Consider the following 25,071-nt stretch of genomic DNA (forward strand, 5'->3'; position numbering starts at 1 on the left):
CCCGGCTAGCCCTTGGGGCCGAACAGCAACCAGATGATCAACCCGACCAGCGGGAAGAACAGCAGGACCAGGATCCAGATCAGCTTGGCCAGGCCACCCGCCGAGCTCTTGGCCACCTTGACGATGGCCCAGATGATGATGATCAGCCAGATCAGGCCCAGCAGGCCACCGACTTCGATACCCATGAGATGCCTCCTTGTCCGTTTCCCTTCGACGAAGTGCCGCTCATAGGGGTAGCACAGCGGCCATGAAACGCACAATCGCGGCCGTCGGCGAGTTGCCGGCGCCCGTCACGCCCCGGCACCTCAGTCGGGCGGCAGGTGGCCCGCCTTGACGTAGAGCAGCGCGCCGTCCTCGCCGGTGAAGGGACTATGCCGGCGGCCAGGGGGGCGGCGCAGCCAGCTGCCGGCGGGGTAGGCGCCATGCTCGTCATGGAATCGGCCTTCGAGCACCAGGATCTCCTCGCCGCCCGGATGGGCACGGGGCGGCAAGCGGGTGTTCGGGGCCCAGCGCTCCAGGGCCACGTGCTCGCCCGCGAAGTCGTGCAGCGCCATCACCTCGACGCCCTTGCCCCGGCCCGGTTGCCAGGTGCCGACCCGGGTGTCGATGACCGTCTGCGCGGTGTCCGCCGCCGCGAACTGATGCAGCTTGACGAAGATCGTCGCGCCCTGCTCGCCGACCCGGGGCGCATGGGAGGTGCCGATGGGGTTGCGCAGGTAGCAGCCCGCCGGGTAGGTGCCATGTTCGTCGGCGAACTCGCCTTCCAGCACCAGGATCTCCTCGCCGCCGCCATGCTCGTGGCGCGGAAAGCGGCTGTTCGGCGCATAGCGCACCAGGGAGGTGGCCCGGGCCACCTCCTCGCCGACACGATCGAGCATCATCCGCTCGACACCGGGCGTGGGCGAGGCCACCCAGCGATACTGGTCCGGCGTGATCACCACGCGTGCCTGGAAATCGGCGTTGAGTCGCATCGGGGCTCTCCTGTAGCGCGGGGCACGCCGCCCCGCCTTGCCGGCATTCTCGCCCAGCCAACGATCCGCGTCATCCGCAGCGCGGATCGCCCCAGCCCCGAGCGGGGTGTGAGATGGCCCGCTTATTGCAACGTGTTCGGAGAGAGGGAGGCAGCCCCATGCGGTAAGATCCCCTCGGGTATGCGTGATCACTCGACCACGAAAGGACGACGCCTTGGCCATCGACCTGCTCTACAACATCCTGATCTTTCTCGCCGCCGCCGTGCTGATCGTGCCGCTGGTCAAGCGGCTGGGGCTCGGCGAGGTACTCGGCTACCTGGTCGCCGGCGTGGTCATCGGTCCCTCGGTGCTGGGCCTGGTGCCGGATGCCGAGGCGGTGCTGCAGTTCTCCCAGGTGGGCATCGTCTTCCTGCTGTTCGTGATCGGCCTGGAACTCAAGCCGGCCCGCCTCAAGCTGATGCGCAAGGCGGTGTTCGGCTTCGGCAGCCTGCAGGTGGCGGTGACCACCTTCGTGCTCACCCTCGGCGCCCTGGCCCTGGGCCTCGCGCCCTCCGCCGCCCTGGTGGTGGGCTTCAGCCTGGGGCTGTGCTCCACGCCCCTGGTGCTGCAGCTGCTGGGCGAGCGTGGCGAGCTCGCCAGCCGCCACGGCCGCTATGCCTTCGCCCTGCTGCTGTTCCAGGACCTGGCGGCGATCCCGGTCCTCGCCGTCATCCCGCTGCTGGCCGCCGGCTCGCCCATGGCCGACGGCTGGTTCGCGCTGCTCGGCGAGGTGCTGGTGGCCGTGGGCGCCTTCGCCGGGCTGATCGTCGGCGGGCGCTACCTGCTGAGGCCGCTGTTCCGCTTCGCCGCCGCCACCCGCAGCCGCGAGGTGTTCGCCGGCACCGCCCTGCTGGTGGTGATCGGCGCCGCCCTGCTGATGGAGCTGGCCGGGCTGTCCATGGCCCTGGGGGCCTTCATCGCCGGGGTACTGCTGGCCGACTCGGAGTACCGCCACAGCATCGAGGCGGACATCGAGCCCTTCCGGGGGCTGCTGCTGGGGCTGTTCTTCATGGCGGTGGGCATGACCGCCCAGATCGGCCTGCTGGCCGAGCGGCCGGGCCTGATCCTCGCCCTCACGGCGCTGCTGCTGGTGGCCAAGTGGCTGAGCGTGGTGGCCGCGGCCCGGGCCTACGGCACGGGCTGGCGCGCCGGCCTGAACCTCGGCGCGCTGCTCTCCCAGGGCGGCGAGTTCGGCTTCGTGCTGCTCACCGCGGCCGGCGCCGCCGCCCTGCTGGACCCGGCGCTGGTCGGCCTGCTGGTGCTGGTGGTCTCGCTGTCCATGGCCGCCACCCCGGTGCTCTTCCTGGCCCATGCCCGGCTGGTGCGCCCGCTGTTCAAGACCCGTCGGCCGCGCCGCGACTTCGACCGCCCGCCGGAGACCTCGCCGCAGATCATCATCGCCGGCTTCGGGCGCTTCGGTCAGATCATGGGGCGCATCCTGCAGGGGCTGAAGATTCCCTACACGGTCCTCGACATCAACGCCGACCATGTCGCGTTCGTGCGCCGCTACGGCAACGAGGTCTACTTCGGCGATGCCTCGCGGCTGGACCTGCTCGAGGCCGCCGGCGCCGACCAGGCCCGGGTGCTGGTGGTGGCGGTGGGGGACATCGAGGCCTCGATGCGCATCGTCCAGCGGGTCCGGCGACGCTTTCCCCACCTGCGCCTCTATGCCCGGGCCCGGGACCGCTATCACGCCCAGTTGCTGATGCGCGCCGGGGTCAACGACATCATCCGCGAGCTGATGCCGGCGAGCCTGGAACTGACCCGGGAGGTGCTGGTCGGCCTGGGCATCCCCCGCGACCAGGCCCAGCACACCATCGACACCTTCCGTCCCCACGACGAGCGGGCGCTGCTGCGCCAGCTCGAGGTCTTCGGCAACAAGCAGCAGCAGATGCAGACCATCCAGCAGGCCGCCCGGGAACTCGAGGAACTGTTCGAGGCCGACGAGGACGTCGCCACCACCGCCCCCGAGCGCCCCGCGGAGCGGCGTTGAGCCGAGTGGCGATGCCGGAAAGGACGCCGCTCCATTGGCTCATGGGGCGTTTCCTCTGACAGTAACCATGAACATTGCCGACAAGGAACCTAGTCCACGACGCGCCGGGTCGACCATCGCGGTCGTATGATAGAGACCCACCGCCCTTCACCGGAGCCCCGCATGACTCACCCCACTGCCGACGCATCGCCGACGACGTCCCCCGCCTGGCAAGGCGGCCACAAGGGCACCCTGGAGACCGGCCGCGACCTGCTGGCCGACGTCAGCCTGCCCGCCGCCGTCATCCACGAGGCGCCGCTGGCCCACAACCTGGCCTGGATGCAGGACTTCGCCCGCCGTCACCGGGCCGAACTGGCGCCCCACGGCAAGACGACCATGACCCCGGCGCTGTTTCGCCGCCAGCTCGAGGCCGGCGCCTGGGGCATCACCCTGGCCACCCTGCCCCAGTGCCGCGCCGCCTTCGCCGAGGGCGCGACGCGACTGCTGCTGGCCAACCAGCTCGTCGGCCGCGCCAACATGGCCATCGCCGCCGAACTGCTCCGCGCCGGCGCCGAGCTCTACGTGACCGTGGACGGACACGACAACGTGGCCCAGCTGGGCGAGTTCTTCACCGAGGCCGGCCTGACGCTTCCCGTGCTGATCGAGGTCGGCGTGGACGGCGGGCGCTGCGGCTGCCGCCGCGACGAGGAGGTCCTCGCGCTGGCCCGCGAGATCGCCGCGCGGCCGGGCCTGACGCTGGCCGGCCTGGAGGGCTACGAGGGCGTGGTCCACGGCGACGACCCGGCGGCCGGCATCCGCGCCTATGCCGGGCGCCTGGTGGCCGATGTCCAGCGGCTGGAGAAGGAGGGGCTGCTGGGCGTCGCGGCGCCGATCGTCACCGCCTCGGGCTCGGCCTGGTACGACCTGATCGCCGAGGCCTTCCGCGACGGCGGGCTGGAGGGGCGCTTCACCCCGGTGCTGCGCCCGGGCTGCTACGTGGTGCATGACCACGGCATCTATCGCGAGGCCCAGCGCGGCGTGCTGTCACGACGCCCGGACCTGCACGAGGGCCTGCGCCCGGCGCTCGAGGTCTACGCCCAGGTGCAGTCGCTGCCGGAGCCGGGGCTCGCCATCGTGGCGCTCGGCAAGCGCGACATCGGCGTCGACCAGCCGCCCGAGCCGCTGGTGCGCTATCGGGAAGGCGGCGACGTCGAGGCGCCGCTGTCGGTGGCCGGCTGGCGGGTGACCAGGCTGATGGACCAGCACACCTTCATCGCCCTGCCCGAGGGCGCGGACGACGTCCGGGTCGGCGACATCGTCGCCTTCGGCGTCTCCCACCCCTGCCTGACCTTCGACAAGTGGCGCCGGATCCACCTGGTCGACGAGCGGCTGCGAGTCCTGGAGACCTGGGAAACCCGCTTCTAGGTTTCCGCGGCGCCTCATCGGCCCGCGCTGGCGGCGGCCGAGCCACACGAGTGCAACCGCCACCAGTCGGGGAGCAGCGCCCGGTTCTCGCGGCGGGCGAAGCGGTCGTCCATCAACACCACCACGCCGCGATCCTCGGGGCCGCGGATCACCCGGCCCGCGGCCTGGACCACCTTGATCATCCCCGGCACCCGGTAGGCGTAGTCGTCACCGCGGCCGAAGCGGGCCTGGAGGCGCGCCTTGAGGGCCTCGTTGAGGGGGTCGAAGGGCGGCAGGCCGAGGGTGGCGACGAAGGCCCCGATCAGCCGCTCCCCGGGCAGGTCGATGCCCTCGGCGAAGGCGCCGCCGAGCACCGCGAAGGCGATCCCCGCGCCCCCCGGGTCGAAGCCCGCGAGGAAGGCCTCCCGCTCGCTCTCGTCCATGCCACGATGCTGGGCGCGCACCGGGATCGCCGGCCAGGCCTCGCGCAGGCGCGCCAGCGCCGCCTCCAGGTAGGCGAAGCTGCTGAAGAAGGCCAGGTAGTGGCCCGGGCGGCGCCGGTACTGGTCGGCCAGTTCGGCGACGATGGGCGTCAGCGAGGCCTCCCGGTCCCGGAGGCGGGTGGAGATGTCGGTACGCAGCCGCACCTCGAGCTGCTCGGCGGCGAAGGGCACAGCCACCCGGCGGGCGACGGTGTCGCCGGGCAGGCCGAGCAGGTCGCGGTGGTAGGCCGGCGGGCTCAGGGTGGCCGAGAACAGCACCGCCGAGTGGGCGGTGGCGAAGCGCGGCGCCAGGAAGTCCGCCGGCACCAGGTTGCGCAGGGCGAGCACGGCCCGGCCGCGGCCCGGGCGACGCAGCTCGCACAGCGAGTGCTCGCCGAAGGCCTCGGCCAGCCGGGTGAAGGCCAGCGCCTCGAAGAGGAACTCCTGCAGCGCCACCTCGCCGCCCGCCGGATGCTCCCCCAGGTAGTCGGTGACCGCCGAGACCGCCTGCTGCAGGGCCCCGAGCAGCCCCCGGGGCATGGTCTCCAGGGCCTGCCAGTCGCGGTCGTCGACCTCGCGCAGCAGGGCCTGCCAGCGCCGGGCCAGGCGGCCCAGGGGCCGCGACAGGGCGGGCGGGGCGGCCTTGCGCAGCCGGTTGAGCCGCCGCTGGTCGAGCTCGGCGCTGTACATGCCCCGGGCGCGCTCCACCAGGTTGTGGGCCTCGTCCACCAGCAGGCCGAGCCGGATGCCGTCGGCCCGGGCCAGGCCATGGATCAGGGCGCTGGCGTCGAAGTAGTTGTTGACGTCGCCCACCAGCACGTCGCACCAGCGTGCCAGCTCCTGGCCCAGGTAGTAGGGGCAGACCCGATGGGCGAGGGCCACCTCGCGCAGCGCGGCCCGGTCCAGCCAGCCGCGGGCCACGGCCGCCCGGCGCGCCGCGGGCAGCCGGTCGTAGAAGCCCTCGGCCAGCGGGCAGGCCTCGCCGTGGCAGGCCCGGTCGGGATGCTCGCAGGCCTTGTCCCGGGCCACCAGCTCCAGCACCCGCAGCGGCAGGCGGCCCTCGCCCTGGGCGGCGCCGAGGGCCGCCAGGGCATCCAGGGCCAGGCGCCGCCCCGGGGTCTTCATGGTCAGGAAGGCCAGGCGATCGAGCCCCTGGCGGGGCATGGCGGCAAGGGTGGGATACAGCGCCCCCAGGGTCTTGCCGATGCCGGTGGGCGCCTCCACCAGCAGGCAGCGCCCGGTGGCCGCGGCCCGGTAGGCGTCCTCGGCCAGCTGGCGCTGGCCGGGGCGGAAGGCTTCGTGGGGGAAGGCGAGCCGCGCGAGCGCCGTGTCGCGGTGGTCGCGATGCGCCGCCTCCTGCTCGGCCCAGGCCAGGAAATCCCGGCAATGCCGCGCGAGGACGGCCTCGAGCTCGGCGGCGGAGGCCTCCCGGGTCAGCACGGTCTCGCGGCCGCTGGCGATGTCCAGGTAGACCAGCGCCAGGGTCAGCCGCGGCAGGCCCCGCGCGGCGCACAGCAGGGCGCCGTAGACCTCCACCTGGGCCCAGTGCAGGGCGCGCTGGTTGTCGGCCATGCGCGCGAGGCTGCCGCGGTGGGTCTTGATCTCCTCCAGGCGGTTGGCCGCCGGGTCATAGCCATCGGCGCGACCGGCCACCGCCAGGCCTTCCCGCTGCCCGGCCAGCGGCAGCTCGGCCTCGTAGCCCTCGCCGCGCCGAGCCGTCACCCGGGCATGGCCCTCGATGCCCTCCCGGGCGCTGGGCGCCGGGGTGAAGCGATGGTCCAGGTCGCCCTCCCGAGCAGTGAACTCGCACAGGGCACGGACGGCGACGCGATAGCCCGGCGTGGCATTCGCCCCGCTCATGGGGTCTCCCAGGCGACATGGCACACCGCCACCGGAATGTCGTGAGCATGGAAGAAGGCCAGCCAGCGCCGCTGATTGTCCTGCAGCCGGTCTCCCGGGCCCTTGACCTCGATCAGCCGGTAGCGGGGCGTGTCGGGTCCGGCCGGGGGGAAGAACTGGATCAGGTCCGGCAGGCCGGCGCGGTTGGCCCGGGGATCGGCCAGCAGCCGCTCGAAGCAGGCCCGCAGGTGAGCGGCCGGCAGGCAGGCCAGTGCCTGCTCGAGCAACGGCTCGGACAGCGCCTCCCAGTGCACGAAGGGCGAGGCCAGGCCCTGCTTGGCCTGCCAGCGGGCCCGGATGGTGTCACGGTAACGGCCGTCGTCGAGTTCGGCCAGGCAGGCGTCGAAGCGAGCGCGGCGCCGGGCCACGAAGTCCGCGCGGCCGAGGTCCGCCGGTCCATGGTGGAAGGGATGGAAGAAGGCCCCGGGCAGCGGCGCGAAGATCGCCTCCCAGCAGAGCAGTCCGAAGAGCCCGGTAACCAGGGTGTTCTCGACATAGTGCACCGGCGCCGCGTCGTGCCCCAGATGCTCGGCCACGGTCCGCTCGACGCCACCGAGTCCCGGCACCAGCCGCAGGTCCAGCCGCGCGGGTCGGGGCTCCGGCGCCCCGGGCGGGAGCGGCCGTCCCAGCTTGCGGCACAGCCGCGGACGCAGGCGCGCCAGGGCCTGCGCCTCCGGCTCGCCGAGCGCGCCCGCCTGCTCGGCCGCCTCGACCAGTTGCAGGGCCTGGGCATGCTCGCCGCGCCGCTCGAGCAGCCGCCAGCGGCGGATGCGCGCCTCGCCGGCGCCGGCCTCGGCGTAGCAGCCCAGCGCCGTCTCCTCCTCGCCCCGGCGCTCCGCCTCGCGGCCCAGGTGCCACAGCAGCCGGGCGCGTCGGGCGGCCAGCCAGGGATTGTCGGGCCGCCCCGGCACCTCGGCCACCAGGGCCAGCGGGCACTCGCCGTCGTCGAGGCGCTCGCGGAGCCGGTGCAGGGCCAGGTAGGCGTCGACCTCGTCCCGACGCTGGAAGGCCCGGGAATCCGCGGCGAAGGGCACCGTCTCGAAGCGCTGCAGGCCGAGCTCGGCGAGCACGAACTCCGCCCAGTCCTGGCGCAGGTTGCCGAAGAACATCAGTCGCAGGCGGTCGCAGAGCGCCATGACCTCCAGCCGCACCACCTCGTCGGGCACCTCGGGCCACCAGTCGCTGAGCGATCGGGACTCGGTCAGCCGCGGCGCCAGCGCCGCCTGCAGCACGGCCTTGGCGCTGCCCGCAGCCAGCCCGGCGGCGGTGATCTCCCCGGCCAGGGCCTGGCGCAGCTCGGGCAGGCGCAGCTGGCGGAACAGCTCGTCGAGGGACAGCAGCGGGTCGGCATCCACCCAGCCGGCCGCCACCAGCGGCGCCAGGGCGCCGGCAGTATCGCCGATCTCGGCGTAGGCGAGCCGGGCGGTCCGGAAGTGCTCGCCCTTGCGCATCACCATGCGCACCAGCAACGCCCGGGAGGCTCGCGGCAGGCGCGGGAAGGCATCGAGGAAGGCCCGCTCGGCGTCGCTCAGCAGGTCGCCATGGCGCCCGCCCACCCAGTCCAGCACGTACTGGAAGTTGGCCAGGTAGTAGAAGGGATCGTCCAGGGAGGCCGTGGCGCTGGTGGCGGACGTGACACTGTTCATGCATCCATGGTACCAGCCCGCCGCCCGAGCGTCAGAGTATGCCTTCATCCGCTCAGGACAATCGCATCGAGAGTCGCCGGGGACAGGTCGTCGAGGGGGGCCAGGTATGTATGGATTGACCTGTCGACGACTGACGGCGTTAGCCCTACTCCCCCGCCAGCCAACGCAGCTGCTCGGCCGCCGGCACCGCACGGCAACCGCTGGTGTCCTGCCCCGCCCAGAGCGGCGAGAAGTCGCTGCGCCCGGCGGCCTCGGCGGCGGCCCGCAACGGCGCGATGGCCGCCGTGGCCAGGGGGAAGGCCGGCGCGAGCTCGCTCAGGGGACCGAGCTCGCGCATCAGCCGGGTGACGATGCCGCGGGCCGGACGGCCACTGTAGAGGTTGGTCAGGGCGGTATGACGGGCCTCGTCCGACGTCAGGGCCTGCCGGTGAAGCTCGCCGATGGTGGTCTCCGGGCACGCCAGGAAGGCCGTGCCCACCTGCACCGCCGAGGCGCCCAGGGCCAGCGCCGCCGCCACGCTGCGCGGGCCGGCGATGCCGCCGGCGGCGATCACCGGCACGTCGACGGCCTCGACCACCTGGGGCAGCAACGCCAGGGTGCCGACCTGAGTGGTGAGGTCCTCGCTCAGGAAGATGCCCCGGTGGCCGCCGGCTTCCAGGCCCTGGGCGATGATCGCATCGGCGCCATGGGCCTCCAGCCAGCGGGCTTCCTCCACGGTGGTGGCGCTCGAGAGTACCCAGGCTCCCCAGGCCTTGACCCTTGCCAGCAGTTCGGGGTCCGGCAGGCCGAAGTGGAAGCTCACCACCGCGGGGCGATGAGCTTCCAGCACCTCACAGGCCGCATCGTCGAAGGGCCGCCGCCCGGGGCCGGCCGGCGGCTCGGGCGCCTCCAGTCCGTACTCCGCATAGTAGGGCGCGAGCGCGGCCTGCCAGCGCTGCAGCGCCTCGGGATCGGGGACCGGCAGGCGGTGGCAGAACGCATTGACGTTGAGGGGCCGCGAGGTGCGGCCACGGTAGTCATGCAGGGCCGCATCCAGCGCCTGCGGTCCGAGCATCGCGGCCGGCAGGGCACCGAGCCCCCCGGCCTCGGCGATGGCGGCCGCGAGCTCGACGCCCTGGGCGCCGGCCATGGGGGCCTGAAGAATCGGCCAGCGCAGGCCGAGCGTGTTCATCCATGACATAGCGGACTCCTTGTCGAGACGGGTCAGGAGGATCAGCCGCCGAGCGGCCCGTGGTTGATCGCCGTCAGGCCCTCGTTGACCTCGAGGATCTCCGCGCGGATGCCCTCGATGCCCATGTCGGCCAGTCGCGCGCTGTGCTTGTCGAGGTAGGCCTCGGCGCTGGCGGCATCATCGAACAGGTAGACGCCGCCGGCCAGGTGGCGCTCCGCCGACTCGGTCCAGACCTTCCAGCGCAGGCCGGGTTCCTGGTTGATGCCCTGGGCCAGCGGCGTCAGGGCATCCGTCATCGCCTCGCCGAAGGGGCCCGGGAAGGGAAAGTGGATCTGCAGGATCACGGCCATGGGGCCTCCAACATCGAGAATGCGGCTCCCAGCATAGCGTCTCGACGGCCGCCTGCCAGTCAGGGCGCCTCACCGCGCTGCGGCAGCCGCAACACCATCCGCTCGCCGCGAATCTCGATATCGAAGCGACCGAGGAAGCTCATGCCCAGCAGCACCCCGCCCTCCTCGAGACCGGGGCTGATGGAGCCGCGCACGTCGCGGGCGGTGAAGCCGCCGAGGCTGATCTCGTCGAGGGTAGTGAGCTGGCCGCGCACCCGGCCGTTGGCGGTGGAGAACCAGGCCGAGCCCTCGGGGGTCAGGCCCAGCCGGTCGGCCAGGCCGGCGGGCACGGCCACGTAGGTGGCCCCGGTATCGAGGAGCATGCGCACCGGCTCGCCGTTGATGCGGCCGGTGGCCACGAAGTGGCCCGAGACGTTGCGCTCCAGGGCGAGGGTATCGCCGGCCACGGCATCGACCAGGTGGGCGTTGGGGTTCTCGCGACGCACCAGCACGTCCTGCAGCCACCAGCTGCCGAGGCCGATGAACAGCCCCCAGAACACCAGCATCATGCCAAGCCCGGTGCGCCTCACCCCGTGTCGCTCGTCGCCCATTCGCCGTCCCCGTCGCGTCCCCCTTTGGCATGATGCCACTGGACGCCCGCGCCTGCCCATGCTGGGATGAGGCCCCTTCCCCAACGCCGAGGACACGCCCCATGAGCGATGCCCCCCTCTTCGTCGACGGCCTCGACGCCGGCACCCTGTATCGGCTGTTCTCCGGGGCGATCGCACCACGTCCCATCGCCTGGGTCGCCACCGTGGACGCGTCGGGCCGGGCCAACCTGGCACCCTTCTCGTTCTTCAACGTGGCCAGCGTCGACCCGCCGATACTGGCGTTCTCTCCCCTGATCAACGGCGAGGGGGCCGCCAAGGACACCATCCACAATCTCGACGAGGTCGCGGAGTGCGTGGTCCACATCGGCGGGGAGGCCCTGGCCGAGGCCCTCAACGCCACCAGCGCCAGCCTGCCCCGGGGCGAGGAGGAGTTTGCCCATGCCGGCCTGACCAAGGCCCCCCTGGGCGACCTGCGGGTGCCGCGGATCGAGGAAGCCCCGGTGGCCTTCGGCTGTCGAGTTCGCGAGGTGATCCGCTTCGGCGACCGGCCCATGGCCGGCAATCTGGTGCTCGCCGAGGTGACGGTTATCCATGCCGACGCCGCGGTCTGGAACGGCCGCCACCTGGATATCGAGACCCTGCGCCCCATCGGCCGCCTGGCCGGCGCCGACTACAGCCGCTGCACCGACCGCTTCGCCCTGACGCGCCCGGCCTAGGGGGACTGGGAGGCGCCGTTGCGTGCCTCCCAGTCCCTGGCCGCCTGCTGGCCGCGGGCCTGGTTGACGCCCAGGCAGATCAGGATGGCGACGATGAACAGCGCGGCGCAGAGCAGGATGGAGGCCTTCAGCCCGACCACCGACTGCAGCAGGCCCAGCCCGATGATGCCGATCACCCCGGCCAGCTTGTTGGCCAGGCCCCAGAAGCCGAAGAACTCGGCGGCCTTGCGCTGCGGGGAGAACAGCCCCACCAGGGCGCGGCTGGCGGATTGGCTGGAGCCCAGGCTGAGCCCCGCCAGGCAGCCCACCACCAGGAACAGGTGCTGGGCCTCCCAGCCGAGCCCCAGCCCGGCATTGAGCCAGGCGGTGAGTTGCGGCGTGGCCCAGATGGCCAGGATCGCCGCCACCCACAGCGCCAGGGTGATCAGGTAGGTGACCCGGGTGCCGATGCGATCCTGGATGAAACCGAAGCCCAGGGCGCCGATGGCCGCGGTGATCTGCACGATGATGAACATGATGTTGCGGATGGACTCGTCCCAGCCGATCACCTGGGCGCCGTAGATGAAGGCGAAGGCGATGATGATGTAGACGCCGGCCATGGAGAACAGCAGCGAGACCAGGAAGGTGGCCAGGTCACGGAACCGCCGGAGCTCGTGCAGGGTCGTCGAGACCCGCTCCCAGGCGATCTCCCGGTAGGCCTTGCCCGGCGGCTGGGGAGTGCCGCGCTCCCGAACCCACAGGAAGGTGGGGATGGCGGTGACCAGGAAGAAGGCCGCGGCGAAGGGCCCCACCCAGCGGATGCGCTCGAAGTTCTCGGCGCTGGCCTCGCCCAGCACCACCAGGGTGAAGCCGGCGGCGAACAGCCCGCCCACGTAGCCCAGCGCCCAGCCGAAGCCGGAGATGCGGCCCAGCGCCTCCGGCGGCCCCAGGTCCGGCAGGAAGGCGGCGATGAAGGACTCGCCCAGGGAATAGGCGTAGTTCGACACCACGATCAGGATGAGCCCCAGCCACACGTAGCCGGGCGCCACGAAGTAGAGCATGGCGGTGGCGCCCACGGTGGCCAGGTAGCTGACGAACAGGAAACGCTTCTTGGCGGCCTGGTAGTCCATCACCGCGCCACATAGGGGGCCGGTGACCACCACCAGCAGGTAGCTCACCGCCAGCGCCAGGCTCCACAGCAAGTTGGCCAGCCGATAGCCGTCGCCGCGGTCGCCGACGATCACCGTGGTGAACAGCTCGCCGAACACCACGGTGATGATCAGCAGGGTATAGGCCTGGTTGGCGAAGTCGAACATCGCCCAGCCGAGGATTTCCTTGCGCGAGGCCCAGGTCTGGGGCGTCGCGCCGGCGGTCATCACGCTCATGGGGCATCCCTGTCGAGAAAGGAGGCCAAGATAGCAGCCGCGGTTCTCCCCGGCCATTGGTCACCTGGGTCTGGTACCGGCTGAGGACAGAGGCGCCGGGGACAGGCCGAAGAGGGGGCCTACGCCAGGGATGGGTTTACAGCGCCCCCTCGAAGGCCTGTCCCCGGATCAGCCCCCTGTCGGCAATCTCGGGGGGCTACACCAGATCCCGGGGAATCGTCTCGTCCCAGGTGCGCGCGTAGATCCGGGTCTCGCCCTCCCAGGCGTCCAGGGTGGCGCGCAGCCGGAAGCTCTCCTCATCGCTGGTCATCAGGGTCCGGGTCAGGGTACGCACCTCCCAGTCGCCGCGGCGGAAGCTGCGCTCCCACTCGGTCCAGCCGCTGACGCTGTCGTAGCTGCCATAGGCATAGCTGTAGCGCTCGGTGACCCGGGCGGCGATCTCCAGAGCGATATCATCGAGGCGGTAGCGGCCCTCGTCGTTGATCACCTCGAGGGTCGTCTTGTCGTTGGCCAGGTCGCGGATCACGCACCAGCTCTCCTGGGTCGGCTGGATCAGGGTCTTGGCGATCGGCGGCGCGCCCTCGGGCTCGCCGAAGGCCGGCAGGGCGGCCTCCTCCGCCGGGCGCGGGGCCCGGACCGGCAGGATCAGCCGGCTGAGCCCGGGGATCACGGTCAGCCGCACCGGTCGGGGCGCCGGCCACGCCAGCGGCCAGTAGCTGGTGGACACCGACAGGCGGATGGCATGGCCCGCCGGGAACTGCTGGGCGATATGCTTCAGCGAGACCGTCACGCGATAGCGCTGCCCCGGCACCAGCGGCTCGGGGAACTCGTCGCTATCCCGGTGGGTGAGGTTGAGCAGCCCGTAGGAGACCCGCGTGGCCTTATCGTCCTCGGCGATGTCGATGAGCCGCAGTGCCACCATGGCCACCGGCTGGTCGGCCTCGAGCTCCAGCTCGACCCTCGGCTGGCCGCAGATCTCCAGCGGCGCCTCGAGGCGCGGCGTCTGGAAGATCAGGCAGCCCCCGTCCTCGTCGCGCTGGTCATGGGGCAGGTCGGGCGGCGCGTTGTAGGAGCACCACTTGCCGGCGAAGAGCCCCACCGACAGCGGCGAACGCACCGTCAATGCCGCCTCGTCGTCGACGCCATCGGCCTCGGGCAGCAGGTCATGCCCCACGGTGAGGCGGAAGGAGCTTGACTGGATGTTCGGGGAGGGCCAGCTCGGCTCGCTGATCCAGCGCCCCGGACGCACGTCATAGCGGGCCGATGGCGGCACCGACTCCTGGATCCACACGCGCAGCATGGGCTCGTCCATGACCCCGGTGTCCTCGCCCTTGAGCCAGTGGTCCCACCAGCGCAGCGCGTCCTGCAGGAAACCGATGGCCGGCCCGGGCACGCCCAGGTGGGGGTACTTGTGGGCCCAGGGCCCGACCAGTCCCTTGCGCGGCACCGACAGGCCCGCGAGCAGCCGGAAGACGGCATTGCAGTAGCCGTCGGCCCAACCGCTGATGGCGTAGACCGGGCACTGGATGCGTGAGTAGTCCTCGCACACCGAGCCGTGCTTCCAGTAGGCGTCACGCCGCTGGTGAGACAGCCACTGGGCCAGCCACAGGCCGCTGCCGTCGAGGCGTTCCCGCCACATCTCGCGCCAGCCCTCGCCCACCAGTTCGGGGTCGGGCGGGCAAGCGTTGCCGTCGAACATGGTCGAGGCCCAGGACAGGTTGTCGCCGAGCAGGCAGCCGCCCATGTGGTGGATATCGTCGGCGTAGCGGTCATCGGTGAAGCACAGGGTGATCACCGCCTTGAGCTGGGGCGGACGCAGGGCGGCGATCTGCAGGCCGTTGAAGCCGCCCCAGGAGATGCCCACCATGCCCACCTCGCCGGTACACCAGGGCTGGGCGGCCAGCCACTCGAGGATCGCCAGGCCGTCGTCGAGCTCCTGGGGCAGGTACTCGTCGGTGAGCACGCCGTCCGATTCGCCGGTGCCGCGGATATCGACCCGCACCCCGGCATAGCCGTGCCCGGCCCAGTAGGGGTGGCTCTGGACATCACGGGCGGCGGTCAGGTCGCGCTTGCGATAGGGCAGGTACTCGAGGATCGCCGGCACGGGGTGATCCTCGGCGTCCACCGGCCGCCAGATCCGGGCCGCCAGCCGCGTGCCGTCCGCCATGGGGATCCAGGTCTCCTCTTCCCGGACCCGGCGGGGAAACTCATCGACGATGCGCATCCGTGTCCTCCTCCTCCTTCAGCCCTCGATCTCATCGAACTCGAAGACCAGCCTGGCGATCAGGCGGTCGTAGTTCTCGAGCAGTTGCTCCGCGGTGTCGGCCCCCATCCACACATAGGCCAGGGCATAGCTGTAGCTGTCCTGCTCGGGCAGCGTCGAGAGCCGCTGCCCGGCCTCCACCTGCAGGGCGATCACGGTGCCCGGGAAGGCCGCTTCCAGCTCGGCGACCTCCGCCTCGCTGGGCACCCGGGTGACCAGGGCGTCGACGAAGAACACCCGATAGAAGAACTTGGCGGCGAAGGGATACTCCCCCTGGCGATGCGGCATGTCGGGCCGCCGGCCCAGCGCCAGGTCGATGGTGACCTGCTGGTTGCTGACCCCGTCGACCTTCTCGAAGAGGTTGCAGTGCGACTGGGAGATGCGAGTGTTGATCTCCAGCAGCCAGATGCGATCCTGCACCTCGTCCCAGAAGTACTCGATATTGAAGGCCGAGTTGTCGAAGCCGATATGGCGCATCACCGTGTCGGTGAGCTCGCGCATCTTGTCCTGGACGGGGTCGGGCAGCCCCGAGGGGTAGCGATAATGGAAGAAGCTCAGCACCTGGGGGTAGCGCAGCGAGTCGACGATCCCGTAGCTGACCACCTCGCCCTCGAAGACATAGCCCTCCACGGTGCACTGCCAGCCCCCGATGATCTCCTCGGCCATGCAGAAGTGGCCGTCCACGGCGGCGATCGCCTCCGGCAGCCGGGCATGCTCGAGCACGGTGTTGAAGGGGTCGGCGATCAGGCCGATGTCCTCGCGCAGCCTCTCGATGGCGTGGTAGAAGTCCTCGGGGGTGTCGATGCGAAAGCCCAGCCGCGACCCCGAGGACTTGATCGGCTTGACGAAGAAGGGGAAGTAGAGCCCCGCCTCGCCGATCCGGGTCAGGGCCTCGTCATCGAAGGGATCGAAGGCCGTGAAGGCCGGGATGAAGTCGGGAATGACCTCCTTCTGCACTCGGCGACTCCAGTACTTGTGCTCGCACTTGAGCAGGCTCTCCAGGGAGGTCGAGCGGGTGCCGAAGCGCTCGCAGAGGATCGGCAGCATGGTGGAGACCGGAAAGTCCATGTAGCCGACGATGGCATCCACCGAGCCCTCGAACGCCTCCAGCTGCCGAGTCGCCTCGTCCAGCATGGCGGCGATGTCGAAGACCTCGGTATCGTAGACCGCCTCGGGCTCGATGACACCGTGGAAGCGGTAGGCCTCGGCGCCACGCAGGCTCTCGAGACGCTGTCGGTTGAAGTCGTTAAGCCCCACCACGAAGACATTGCGGGCCTCGCTACTCATGACGTCCTCCTCACGGATCTCCGCCTGGATGTCGGGCCATTCACGGCAGGGCCGGAACGTCCCCGAGGCGGCGCTGTCGCCATCCTCATTCCGCAGGATAGCCCAGACGCGGACTGGCACGACCGCGATCTCCGCCGGAACCCGGCACCGAGGGAACTCGACGGGGCCGCAAGGATCAGCACAAGCGAGGGAGACAACACCGGGAGAGCCGCATGAGCCAGCGAGACGAGTTCATCGAACGCCTGAAGGCCAGCCTCGATGAGTGGAACGCCGAGATCGACGAGCTGATGGCCCGGGCCCGACAGGCCAGTGCCCAGACCCAGGCCCGCCACCAGGAAGACCTGGAGCGGCTGCGCCGCCGCCGCGACGAGGCCCGCCAGCGCCTCGACGAGCTGCAGCGCGCCGGCGAGGGCGCCTGGTCGGACCTGCAGAAGGGCACCGACGAGGCCTGGGAACGGATGCGCAAGGCCTTCCGGGAGGCCGCCGCACACTTCAAGTGAGGGGCGCCCGTCGCCTCAGGACGCCCGCTCGGCCGCCTCGCCGCCGTCGCACTCGAGCCGGTCGATGGCCGTCTGGCCCTCCCGGGACAGCACTTCCAGGCGGTCGATCTGTTCGGCCAGCCGGGGCAGGGCATCGCGGCGGTAATGCGAGAGATCCTCGATTGCCGCCATGACGTCGGCGAAGGCCCCTTCCAGGGCCTCGAGGTCCAGGTTGGCCGAGGCCGCCCGGGTCTGGATATCGACGCCCTGCTGGCGCAGGGCGCGGGCGGTTCCGGCGATGGTCTCCGAGGTGGCGGCATTGAGGGACTCGATGCGATCCAGCACCAGGCGCTGGTTGGCCAGCGCCAGCGCCACCGTGGCCGCCACACTCAAGGCCGAGACGGTGACGTTGATGGCGCGGTCCACGCCACGCATCAGCTCGCGGTTGTTGCGAATGATCACCTCGAGGGCCAGCACGCCCTGCTGGCAGACCGCCTGCTGCTGCTGGAGGTCGAGGATGCGCTGGCGCAGCGGGAACAGCAGCTCCTCCTCGACGAAGGCCCGCCGCGACGCGTCGACGATCTCGGGCAATGCCCGCTCGAGACGTCGGTCGATCAGCCGCCCCAGGGCGACCTGGCGCTGCAGCTGCACCAGGGTCTGGCGCATGGCCTCCTGGTCGTCGGCGAGGGTCAGGTTATCGCGCGCCAGCATGTCGCGCCCGCCCTCGAGGTCGGCGATGATCGCCTCCAGGGCCTGCTGCGCGGTCTCGAAGCGATGGAAGTAGCGCTGCAGCCGGCTGCCCACGCCGGGCAACAGCCGCAGCACCCGGTCCAGGGGCCCCGGCGTCAGGCGATGGTGGCGAGGATCCAGGGCGCCCATGCGCTCGCGCAGCTCGACCAGCGCCTTGGCCACCGGGCCGCCCTCCTCGCCGTGCTCGGCCAGCTGGCGCAGCGGCGTCTTGAGCATCTCGCTCTGGCGGGCCGCCTGCTGCTGCAGCTCGAGGCCCATCTCGTCCACCGCGCGACGCTGCCGGCTGGGCCCGCCCTCCCCCCGGTCGTCCAGGGTCTCCGCGACGAAGGCGTCGGCCATGGCCGCCAGCTCGGGATCCTCGGCCTCGTGGCGGGACGCGGCCGCCTCGGCCCCTTCCAGTTCCTCGGCGATGCGTTCCACCGGTGGCAGCGACAGCGGGCTGCCGGGCTTGGGCGCGTCGGTCATGGCATGGGACTCCCCTGGTTGCCGATTCTACGTCTCAGTCAAAGCTTAGGACCCCTGCGCGAACGGCCTGTTCGCGAGGGGGCGCCCCTACCGTGAGGGGCGGCTGTAGCGCTCGGCCCCGTCGATGAAGCGGCGCAGCTCCTCGCAGGCCTGGTCGGCGCCGACCCGGGCCCGGGGACGGTCGGTGACGATGCGCGAGAGCGCCACGCTGGTGTCGTCCAGCGCCGTCAGCGCCGCTTCGTTACGGGCCGCGAGGCGACGCAGCGAGCGCTCGGTGTCCTCGATCAACGCCAGGCGCCGGCGCAGCGCGCTGGTCTCGTTGGCGGTCAGTCGGTCGGCCTCCTGGCCGAGGCGGCGCCGCACGAAGTCGACGTCGAGGCCGGCCACGCCCCGGGCCTGGGCCACCATGGCATTGAGGTTGTCCACCGCGCCCAGGCAGACCTCCTCCACCAGCGAGCGGGCCCGCTCATGGGCCAGCTCACTGCTGTCGAAGCGCGACCCCAGCACCCCCAGGACATGGCGATAGCGGCTATAGAGACGATCGACCTGGGCGGCATGGTCCTCGCGCCCCGCCTCGAGCAGCTCGCGCTTGGCACGACACAGGGCCTGCACCACCTCGTCGGCATCGGCCGGCGGGGTCGCCGGGTCGAGCTCGGCGACCCCGGCCTCGCGCCCCTGCCGGACCTCCTCGGCGCGCCGGCGGCTCGCCTCGGCCTCGAGCATCGCCTCGAGCCGGCGCTTGTGGCGCCGCGCCCGGAACCGCCGCCAGCGCCGCTCCAGCGGAATCTCCACCGCGATGCCGACCAGCCCCGCCAGCCAGCCCGGGAGGCTGGGATCGAAGCCGCCCCACAGCGAGGTCAGCCACATCAGCAGGCTGAGGAAGGGCACCAGGAAGGCGTAGCGCAGGACGACCTGCCAGCGGGTGGGGTGTTCGGTGGGCAGGGCCAGCCGGGGCCTGGCCAGACCGATCAGGCACCAGGGCAGGCACGTAAGGAACAGGCCGTAGGCGGCCCCCTGCAGGAATCCCAGCATGGCGTGGTCGGTGCTCCTCTCTCTACAAAGCGCTACTAAGGCGACGGTGGCGGATTCCCCCATGATGAGGCCAGAGGCCGGCCACCGCCAGTGATGTGGTCTGGCCGACCTAGCGGCAGACGCCCGTCCCGCGCAGGCCGAGGTGGAAATGGCCGGCATGCGCCGCGTTGTAGTCTGGCCCGAGCACGGTGCCGAACAGCCCGCAGGCCCCCTGCTGGGCCCGGCGCAGGAAGCGCCCGGCCGGCCGCTCGTCGCCCCAGTCCCGGCGCACCGAGATGCGTCGTCCATCGCCGAGACGGAAGGCCGCGACATCCAGGGCGGCCGCGGCGGCATGGTCGCTGCGGCGTCCCTGCTCGCGTCCGTAGATGTTGCGACAGGCGAAGCTGCCGACGTGCTCCACCGCCACGACCGACTGACCGAGCACCTCCCGGGCGGCGGGCTGCAGGCGATGCCGCTCGTAGAGCAACCAGCTCACGGCCAGCGGACAGCTGGCGATGAAGCTTTCGTCGAACGCGACCCCGGCGCGATGCAGGCGCAGGACATCGGTGAGGGGGCAGCCGGCGACCGGCGTATGGTCCGCCAGGACGGTGTAGCGCAGCCGTGCGTCGGGCACCGCGGCCAGCACGGCCCGACAGGCCTGGGGATCGTCCTCCAGGCGGGCCAGCTTCCAGCGGGTCACCGGCGTCACTGGCGCCGCCACCCGCAGGGGCGCCCAGGGGTTCCAGGCCGGCGGGATCGACCACCAGCCCTTGTCGAGGCCGATGCCCAGCAGCAGGCCGAGGATCGCCAGGCCCAGCAACAGCGTACGCATGTCCCTCCCGTCCTTGCGGTCGCATCGTCCCGAGCATAGCTCGGCGCGTGCCTTGTCACCCGCCGCGCCGCCGGTGGTACCCTGAGTCGGCGATCCGCCACTCGAGCCTGCCGTTACCCATGAACCTCACTGACCTGCTCGCCACGGCCGACAGCCAGGCCTGGCACCAGCGTCTCGCCCAGCTCACCCGGGCCGCCGGCGGGGTCGGCTTCCCCACCCTGCTGGAGCAGACCCTCCACGAGCTGGCCGGCTTCGACACCATCCTGGTCAACACCTACCAGGGCCAGCACCGGCCGCTGCTGATCCACGACAACTACCCGCCGGAGCGTCGCGAGCAGGGCATCGAGCGCTACCTGAGCCAGGCCTACCTGCTCGACCCCTTCTTCAAGGCCGTCCACGACGGCCTGGCGAGTGGCGTCTATCGCCTGCGTGAACTGGCCCCGGACCGCTTCGAGAGCAGCGACTACTACCACCACTACTATCGTGGCCTGGGCCTGACCGACGAGCTCGGCCTGTTCGCCCGGGTCGATGCCGACGTGGTGATGGTGGTGTCGCTGGGCTTTCGCGAGGACGCCCCGCGGCTGACGCGGCGCAGCCTGCAGGCGCTGCGCCATGTCGCCCCGGTGCTGGAGGTGCTGCTCGGCGAGTACTGGAAGTGGCAGGGCCACCGCTTCCAGGAGCGGCTCGCCGAGCGCGAGCCGGTGGAGGCCGCCTTCGACAGCTTCGGTCAGGAGGCCCTCACGGCCCGGGAACGGGAGATCGTGCGCCTGCTGCTGGCCGGCCACTCCACCAAGTCGGCGGCCCGGGAACTCGACATCAGCGACGGCACCGTCAAGGTCCACCGCAAGCACATCTACCAGCGCCTCAATCTCTCGAGCCAGTCCCAGCTGTTCCGGCTGTTCCTCGACCACGTGGCGCTGGTCTCCCGCCAGCAGGGCGGCTGAGTGCGAGTCCGCGCTGCGTGACCGAATCGTGATGATTTTCGCCGGGCCGAGCGCCTAGCGTGGGACATGGTCCCCAGCACAGGAGTCTTGCCATGCCCGCATCATCCCTGCCCCGTCGGCCCCTCGTCGGGCTGGGCACCGCGCTGGCGCTTGGCGTCGTCTTCGCCGGTTCACCGCTCGGTCACGCCGCCGGCAGCGCCGTCGCCCTGCCGCCGCCGGCCACCACCGGCCCCGCTCCCGCGGACGATGAGCGGCACAGCGTGGTGCTCGCCGGCGGCTGCTTCTGGGGCATCGAGGCGGTGTTCCAGCACCTCGACGGCGTGACCGACGCGGTCTCCGGCTACAGCGGCGGGGCGGCCAGGACCGCCGACTACCGCTGGGTCAGCGCCGGTCGTACCCGGCACGCCGAAGCGGTGCGCATCACCTACGATCCCGAGAAGATCTCCTATGCCCGACTGCTGCAGGTGTTCTTCTCGGTGGCCCATGACCCGACTCAGCTCAACCGCCAGGGGCCGGACATCGGCCCGCAGTATCGCTCGGCGATCTTCTATGCCGACGAGACCCAGCGGCGCGTCGCCCAGGCCTACATCGACCAGCTCGACGCCGAGGGTGCCTTCGATCGGCCGATCGTCACACGGCTCTCCCCCCTGGACGCCTTCTATCCGGCCGAGGCCTACCACCAGGACTACGCCTATCACCACCCGAACCAGCCCTACATCGTGTTCAACGATCTGCCCAAGGTGGCGAACCTCGAACGCCTGTTCCCCGAGCTCTACCGCGACGACCCGGTCCTCGCCACGACGCCCTGAGCCACGCCGCCAGGGACGGAAAACGCCCCGGAGCCTGGGCCCCGGGGCGTTCGCGCGACATGCCGCGCGGGGACTAGTCGGCGTCGGCCAGCACGGGCGCCAGCCGGGCGTAGACGACGGCATAGAGGCACAGCGCCGCCAGCGATCCCGCCGCGCCGAGCAGCATCACCGCACCATACCCCAGCTCGCGGGCCAGCAGGAAGCCGGCGATCGCCGGGGCGGCGGTCTGGGCGAGCCCCTGGGCGGCCGGCACCAGCGCCGCATAGCGGCCCGAGGCGTCGATATGGCTCAGGGTGCCGAGCTGGAAGATGTCGGTGAACAGCCAGGCGATGCAGAAGCCGAAGGTACCGATGACGAAGGTCGTCGCGGAGATTTCCACGGCCAGCAGCACCAACACCCCGGCCATGCCGACCAGCGCCGCCATCAGTACCCGCGACTGGCCGGCGCGACGGCTCAGCCATACCGCCGCGACGCAGCCGGCCAGGGTGAAGACGTTGCCCAGGGTCAGCACGTTGGCGATGAAGGCATCGCCCAGCCCGGCGTCGACCCCGGCGCGCTCGATGAACGCCCAGAACGAACCGATGGTGATATAGAAGCACGATACCGCCAGCAGGCAGCACCACGGCAGTAGACGCGGCAGGCGCGGGACGGTGTCCGCTTCGTGCTCGCCGGTCGGTTTCTCGGCGCCGGACGGGGTGTGCGGGTAGAGGGCGGGCAGCACCGCCAGGCACAGCGCGAAGGCCACGCAGAAGGCCAGGAAGATGCCGTCGATGCCCCAGGCCCCGGTCAGGTGGGGAATGGTGTAGAGCTCGATGGCGTTGATCGCCACCAGGCCGAACATCATGATGCTGAAGTTGCGCCCGGTCTTGGTGGTGATGGCCAGGCAGGCGATGCCGGTGGAGTAGCAGATGCCGCCGCCGAAGCCCGCCAGCACGCGCATCGCCAGCAGCGACGGGTAGTCCTGATACTGGGTCGACAAGTAGTTGCCGACGATGGCCACCAGGATGCCGAACAGCGCCAGGTGGCGCCGATTGAGGCGCGACACTAGGGCGGCGGTGGCCAGCGAGGCCAGGAACATGCCGCCCAGGTCCGCCGAGGCCAGCCAGCCCACCTGCTGCTCGTCGAAGTGCAGGAAGTCGGCCCATGCCCCGACCATCAGCGGCATGCCCATGACCACGGCATTGCCGACGAAGCTGATCGCCACGGCGGCGGCGATGGCCAACGGATGGTCGACGCCGATGCGGGGGAGCCCCCGGGTCTCGCCCGGGACGGTGGTGGATTGTGTCATCGTGGATACCTCACTCGCTTGTTGGTTGTTGTCGAGTCGGTTCCGGCCACAGGGGCCCCCTCGGCCCCGCACAGGCGGGACACCGGCGGCCGCTGGGGCCGTCTGTCGAGCTGGGGGGGGAAGGCCACGGCCGCCGCACGAGGGGCGACGGCCGGGCGCGCCGGCTCAGCCGCCGGTCGGCGTCGGGGCGGCGTACTGGGGCATGGTGATGCAGGCGACGTTGCCGCCACCGAGCAGGATCTCGCGGGAGCCCTCGATGCCGACGATGCGGTGACGGGGGAACAGCTCGGCCAGGGTGGCCTGGGCGACGCGATCGTTGGGGTCGCCGAACAGCGGCACCACGATCACCGAGTTGCCGGCGTAGTAGTTGATGTAGGAGGCGCAGATGCGGGTGCCGGCCTGGCGCAGGTGGGTGCCGTCGACCTGGTCCAGCCCTGCGGCCTCCTCGGCCGTCCACTCCAGGGCCCGCGGCTGGGGCATCTTGTGCACGGTGAGCTCGCGGCCACGGGCATCGCGGGTGCTCTTCAGCACCTCATAGGCCTCCTGGTAGATCTCCCACTGCGGGTCGTCGCGGTCGTCGGTCCACTGCAGCAGCACCTCGCCGGGGCGCACGAAGCAGGCTAGGTCGTCGATATGGCCGTCGGTCTCGTCGAACTTGCAGCCCCGCGGCAGCCAGATGACCCGCTCGGCGCCAAGGTAGTTCTCGAGGTGCCGGGTGACCGCTTCCTTGCCCAGATGACCATTGCGGTTGCGGTTGAGCAGGCACTGCTCGGTGGTCAGCAGGATGCCCTGGCCGTCGGACTGAATGCCGCCCATCTCGGCGATGAACGGCGCCCGGTAGCGGTCCAGCCCCTCGATCTCGAGCACCTTCCGGGCGATCTGGTCGTCCTTGTCCCAGGGAAAGTACAGCCCGCCGTCGAGGCCGCCGTAGGCGTTGAACTCGAGGTCCACGCCGCGCACCTCGCCGGTCGCGTCGTTGACCACGAAGGCCGGCCCGCTGTCGCGGAACCAGCTATCGTTGCAGGTCATCTCCACCACCCGCACCGAGGGCGGCAGCAGGCGCCGGGCGTTGGCGAACTGGGCGGCGGAGGCGCAGACGGTGACCGGCTCGCTCTCGGCGATGGCGGAAGCGATCTCGACCCACACCCACTGCGCCGGCTTGCCACCGTTGCGCCACACGTCCGGGCGCTCCGGCCAGCCCAGCCAGCAGCCGGCCTTGGGTTCGAACTCGCCGGGCAGCCGGAAACCATCGACCTTGGGCAGGGAGGTCAGCAAGCGCGCCATGGAACACCTCTTTCTCGTTGTTGGGGTATTCCGATGCTAGGCCCGGCCTCTCGCGACGCACCAACGACGATTATTGCGCCACCCTTGAATGGAATTCAGGGGTATCGAGAAGCTCGACGCACCAGTCGATGAAATGCGCGACCGCCGTCCGCTCGAGGCGCTGGCGGTCGCAGACCAGCGCGTACTGGCCGAGCGAGCCCACGCTCGCGGCGAAGGGGCGCACCAGCCGCCCCCGCGTCAGGTCTTCCGAGGCGGTCAGGGCATCGCCGAGCGCCACCCCCAGGCCGTTCGCGGCGGCTTCCAGGGCCAGGCCGGCGTGCTCGAAGTAGAGATTGCGCTCGGCGCGCGCGTCGCCAGCGTGGGTGGCCAGCCAGGCGGCCCAGGTGCCGCCGTCCTGGTCGTCGTGCAGCAGCCGGCAACGGGCCAGGTCCTCGGGTCGGGTCAGGCCGCCCGCATTGAACAGCCCCGGGCTGCACACCGGGAAGAAGTGCAGCGGCGGCAGGGGGCGCACGAAGAGCTCGTGGGCATCCGCCGGCCCGGCACCGTAGATGATCGCCAGGTCGAGGTCGGGGCCAACGTCCTGGACGTCGTAGGCCCGGGCATGCAGGTGCAGGTCGATGTGCGGGTGCCGGCGGCAGAAGTCGTCCAGCCGCCCCACCAGCCACTTCTGGGCCAGCTCGGCGGGCACGGCCACCTGCAGCGCGGCCTGGGTATCCGGAGCGGCGATCGCCTCGCAGGCCTCGCCGACCCGCTCGAAGGCCTGCTGCAGGCTGTGCAGCAGGCGCCGGGCCTGGGGCGTGGGCTGCATGTGGCGCCCGCGGCGCACGAACAGCGTCGCCCCGAGCTGCTCCTCCAGCTGGCGGACCTGGTGGCTGACGGCGCTGTCGGTGACGCACAGCTCCGCCGCCGCGCGGCCGAAGTGGGCATGGCGGGCGGCGCACTCGAAGGTGCGCAGCGCGGTCAACGAGGGCAGACGACGCATGGCGGGAGCCTCCTCGGGCGCTCTCTCGACGGGTGGCCGACAGGATACGCGATTCCCGCCCGCCGCACGCCAC

General features: G+C 71.3%; 22 protein-coding genes. 6 read left to right on the top strand and 16 right to left on the bottom strand.

What is annotated here, in order from left to right; genetic code table 11:
• Nucleotides 1-5: 5 nt before the first annotated feature.
• Together OCT48_RS17410 and OCT48_RS17415 are read right to left on the bottom strand one after the other, a co-directional pair.
• Nucleotides 6-185 carry a PLDc N-terminal domain-containing protein gene (locus OCT48_RS17410; RefSeq protein WP_183384325.1) on the bottom strand — a complete coding sequence of 60 codons (180 nt, stop codon included), beginning with the start codon at nt 183-185 and terminating at the stop codon, nt 6-8.
• A 120-nt stretch (nt 186-305) separates the two neighbouring features.
• Nucleotides 306-971: a cupin domain-containing protein gene (locus OCT48_RS17415; protein ID WP_263590397.1), complete on the bottom strand. Its 666-nt coding sequence runs from the start codon at nt 969-971 to the stop codon at nt 306-308.
• Between the two features lie 214 nt (nt 972-1,185).
• Between OCT48_RS17415 and OCT48_RS17420 the strand changes: the two genes are divergently transcribed.
• Both OCT48_RS17420 and OCT48_RS17425 read left to right on the top strand, forming a co-directional pair.
• Complete coding sequence (locus OCT48_RS17420) at nt 1,186-3,003, top strand: monovalent cation:proton antiporter-2 (CPA2) family protein (RefSeq protein WP_263590398.1); 1,818 nt, start codon at nt 1,186-1,188, stop codon at nt 3,001-3,003.
• A gap of 162 nt (nt 3,004-3,165) precedes the next feature.
• Complete coding sequence (locus OCT48_RS17425; RefSeq protein ID WP_263590399.1) at nt 3,166-4,407, top strand: amino acid deaminase; 1,242 nt, start codon at nt 3,166-3,168, stop codon at nt 4,405-4,407.
• A gap of 14 nt (nt 4,408-4,421) precedes the next feature.
• On the opposite strand, the gene OCT48_RS17430 is transcribed toward OCT48_RS17425, so the two are convergent.
• The 5 genes from OCT48_RS17430 to OCT48_RS17450 form a co-directional block, all read right to left on the bottom strand.
• Complete coding sequence (locus tag OCT48_RS17430; protein ID WP_263590400.1) at nt 4,422-6,728, bottom strand: ATP-dependent DNA helicase; 2,307 nt, start codon at nt 6,726-6,728, stop codon at nt 4,422-4,424.
• On the bottom strand, nt 6,725-8,413 hold the full coding sequence (locus OCT48_RS17435; RefSeq protein ID WP_263590401.1) for a VRR-NUC domain-containing protein: 1,689 nt from the start codon (nt 8,411-8,413) through the stop codon (nt 6,725-6,727). The genes OCT48_RS17430 and OCT48_RS17435 overlap by 4 nt, the downstream gene beginning before the upstream one ends.
• A 145-nt stretch (nt 8,414-8,558) precedes the next feature.
• Nucleotides 8,559-9,593 (bottom strand): NAD(P)H-dependent flavin oxidoreductase, encoded by a 1,035-nt coding sequence (locus OCT48_RS17440; protein ID WP_263590402.1) that lies wholly within the window; start codon nt 9,591-9,593, stop codon nt 8,559-8,561.
• Between the two features lie 32 nt (nt 9,594-9,625).
• On the bottom strand, nt 9,626-9,934 hold the full coding sequence (locus OCT48_RS17445; protein ID WP_263590403.1) for a monooxygenase: 309 nt from the start codon (nt 9,932-9,934) through the stop codon (nt 9,626-9,628).
• A 59-nt stretch (nt 9,935-9,993) separates the two neighbouring features.
• On the bottom strand, nt 9,994-10,524 hold the full coding sequence (locus tag OCT48_RS17450; RefSeq protein WP_263590404.1) for a TIGR02281 family clan AA aspartic protease: 531 nt from the start codon (nt 10,522-10,524) through the stop codon (nt 9,994-9,996).
• Between the two features lie 101 nt (nt 10,525-10,625).
• Here OCT48_RS17450 and OCT48_RS17455 point away from each other — a divergent pair, with 101 nt between their 5' ends.
• Nucleotides 10,626-11,240: a flavin reductase family protein gene (locus tag OCT48_RS17455; protein ID WP_263590405.1), complete on the top strand. Its 615-nt coding sequence runs from the start codon at nt 10,626-10,628 to the stop codon at nt 11,238-11,240.
• Here the strand turns inward: OCT48_RS17455 and OCT48_RS17460 are convergent.
• The 3 genes from OCT48_RS17460 to OCT48_RS17470 form a co-directional block, all read right to left on the bottom strand.
• Entirely contained in the window at nt 11,237-12,604 is a 1,368-nt protein-coding gene (locus OCT48_RS17460) for an MFS transporter (protein ID WP_263590406.1), read from the bottom strand. The genes OCT48_RS17455 and OCT48_RS17460 overlap by 4 nt on opposite strands.
• A 196-nt stretch (nt 12,605-12,800) precedes the next feature.
• The gene (locus OCT48_RS17465; protein ID WP_263590407.1) at nt 12,801-14,828 is read right to left on the bottom strand and encodes a CocE/NonD family hydrolase; all 2,028 of its coding nucleotides are present in this window, start codon (nt 14,826-14,828) and stop codon (nt 12,801-12,803) included.
• An 18-nt stretch (nt 14,829-14,846) separates the two neighbouring features.
• Nucleotides 14,847-16,154 (bottom strand): ATP-grasp domain-containing protein, encoded by a 1,308-nt coding sequence (locus OCT48_RS17470; protein ID WP_263590408.1) that lies wholly within the window; start codon nt 16,152-16,154, stop codon nt 14,847-14,849.
• 212 nt (nt 16,155-16,366) lie between these two features.
• Here OCT48_RS17470 and OCT48_RS17475 point away from each other — a divergent pair, with 212 nt between their 5' ends.
• On the top strand, nt 16,367-16,654 hold the full coding sequence (locus OCT48_RS17475) for a hypothetical protein (RefSeq protein ID WP_183384314.1): 288 nt from the start codon (nt 16,367-16,369) through the stop codon (nt 16,652-16,654).
• A 15-nt stretch (nt 16,655-16,669) separates the two neighbouring features.
• Here the strand turns inward: OCT48_RS17475 and OCT48_RS17480 are convergent, their stop codons facing one another.
• The 3 genes from OCT48_RS17480 to OCT48_RS17490 all read right to left on the bottom strand — a co-directional run bounded on the left by OCT48_RS17480 (nt 16,670) and on the right by OCT48_RS17490 (nt 19,691).
• Nucleotides 16,670-17,848, bottom strand: a complete 1,179-nt coding sequence (locus OCT48_RS17480; protein ID WP_263590409.1) for a toxic anion resistance protein — start codon at nt 17,846-17,848, stop codon at nt 16,670-16,672.
• Nucleotides 17,849-17,935: 87 nt separating this feature from the next.
• Nucleotides 17,936-18,880, bottom strand: a complete 945-nt coding sequence (locus OCT48_RS17485; protein WP_263590410.1) for a cobyrinic acid a,c-diamide synthase — start codon at nt 18,878-18,880, stop codon at nt 17,936-17,938.
• Between the two features lie 109 nt (nt 18,881-18,989).
• Complete coding sequence (locus OCT48_RS17490) at nt 18,990-19,691, bottom strand: extensin family protein (protein ID WP_263590411.1); 702 nt, start codon at nt 19,689-19,691, stop codon at nt 18,990-18,992.
• A gap of 119 nt (nt 19,692-19,810) precedes the next feature.
• On the opposite strand from OCT48_RS17490, the gene OCT48_RS17495 reads away from it, so the two are divergent.
• Both OCT48_RS17495 and msrA read left to right on the top strand, forming a co-directional pair.
• Nucleotides 19,811-20,635, top strand: coding sequence for a helix-turn-helix transcriptional regulator (locus OCT48_RS17495; RefSeq protein ID WP_263590412.1), 825 nt, complete (start codon nt 19,811-19,813; stop codon nt 20,633-20,635).
• 92 nt (nt 20,636-20,727) lie between these two features.
• A complete protein-coding gene (msrA, locus tag OCT48_RS17500; RefSeq protein WP_263590413.1) occupies nt 20,728-21,444 on the top strand; it encodes a peptide-methionine (S)-S-oxide reductase MsrA in 717 nt (238 codons plus the stop codon).
• A 73-nt stretch (nt 21,445-21,517) separates the two neighbouring features.
• On the opposite strand, the gene OCT48_RS17505 is transcribed toward msrA, so the two are convergent.
• The 3 genes from OCT48_RS17505 to OCT48_RS17515 all read right to left on the bottom strand — a co-directional run bounded on the left by OCT48_RS17505 (nt 21,518) and on the right by OCT48_RS17515 (nt 24,998).
• On the bottom strand, nt 21,518-22,732 hold the full coding sequence (locus tag OCT48_RS17505) for an MFS transporter (RefSeq protein WP_263590414.1): 1,215 nt from the start codon (nt 22,730-22,732) through the stop codon (nt 21,518-21,520).
• A gap of 165 nt (nt 22,733-22,897) precedes the next feature.
• Nucleotides 22,898-24,016 carry an agmatine deiminase gene (aguA, locus tag OCT48_RS17510; RefSeq protein ID WP_263590415.1) on the bottom strand — a complete coding sequence of 373 codons (1,119 nt, stop codon included), beginning with the start codon at nt 24,014-24,016 and terminating at the stop codon, nt 22,898-22,900.
• 70 nt (nt 24,017-24,086) lie between these two features.
• Nucleotides 24,087-24,998 (bottom strand): LysR substrate-binding domain-containing protein, encoded by a 912-nt coding sequence (locus OCT48_RS17515; protein WP_263590416.1) that lies wholly within the window; start codon nt 24,996-24,998, stop codon nt 24,087-24,089.
• Between the last annotated feature and the right edge of the window lie 73 nt (nt 24,999-25,071).

It is taken from the genome of Halomonas sp. M4R1S46 (assembly GCF_025725685.1).
Lineage (GTDB): Bacteria > Pseudomonadota > Gammaproteobacteria > Pseudomonadales > Halomonadaceae > Halomonas.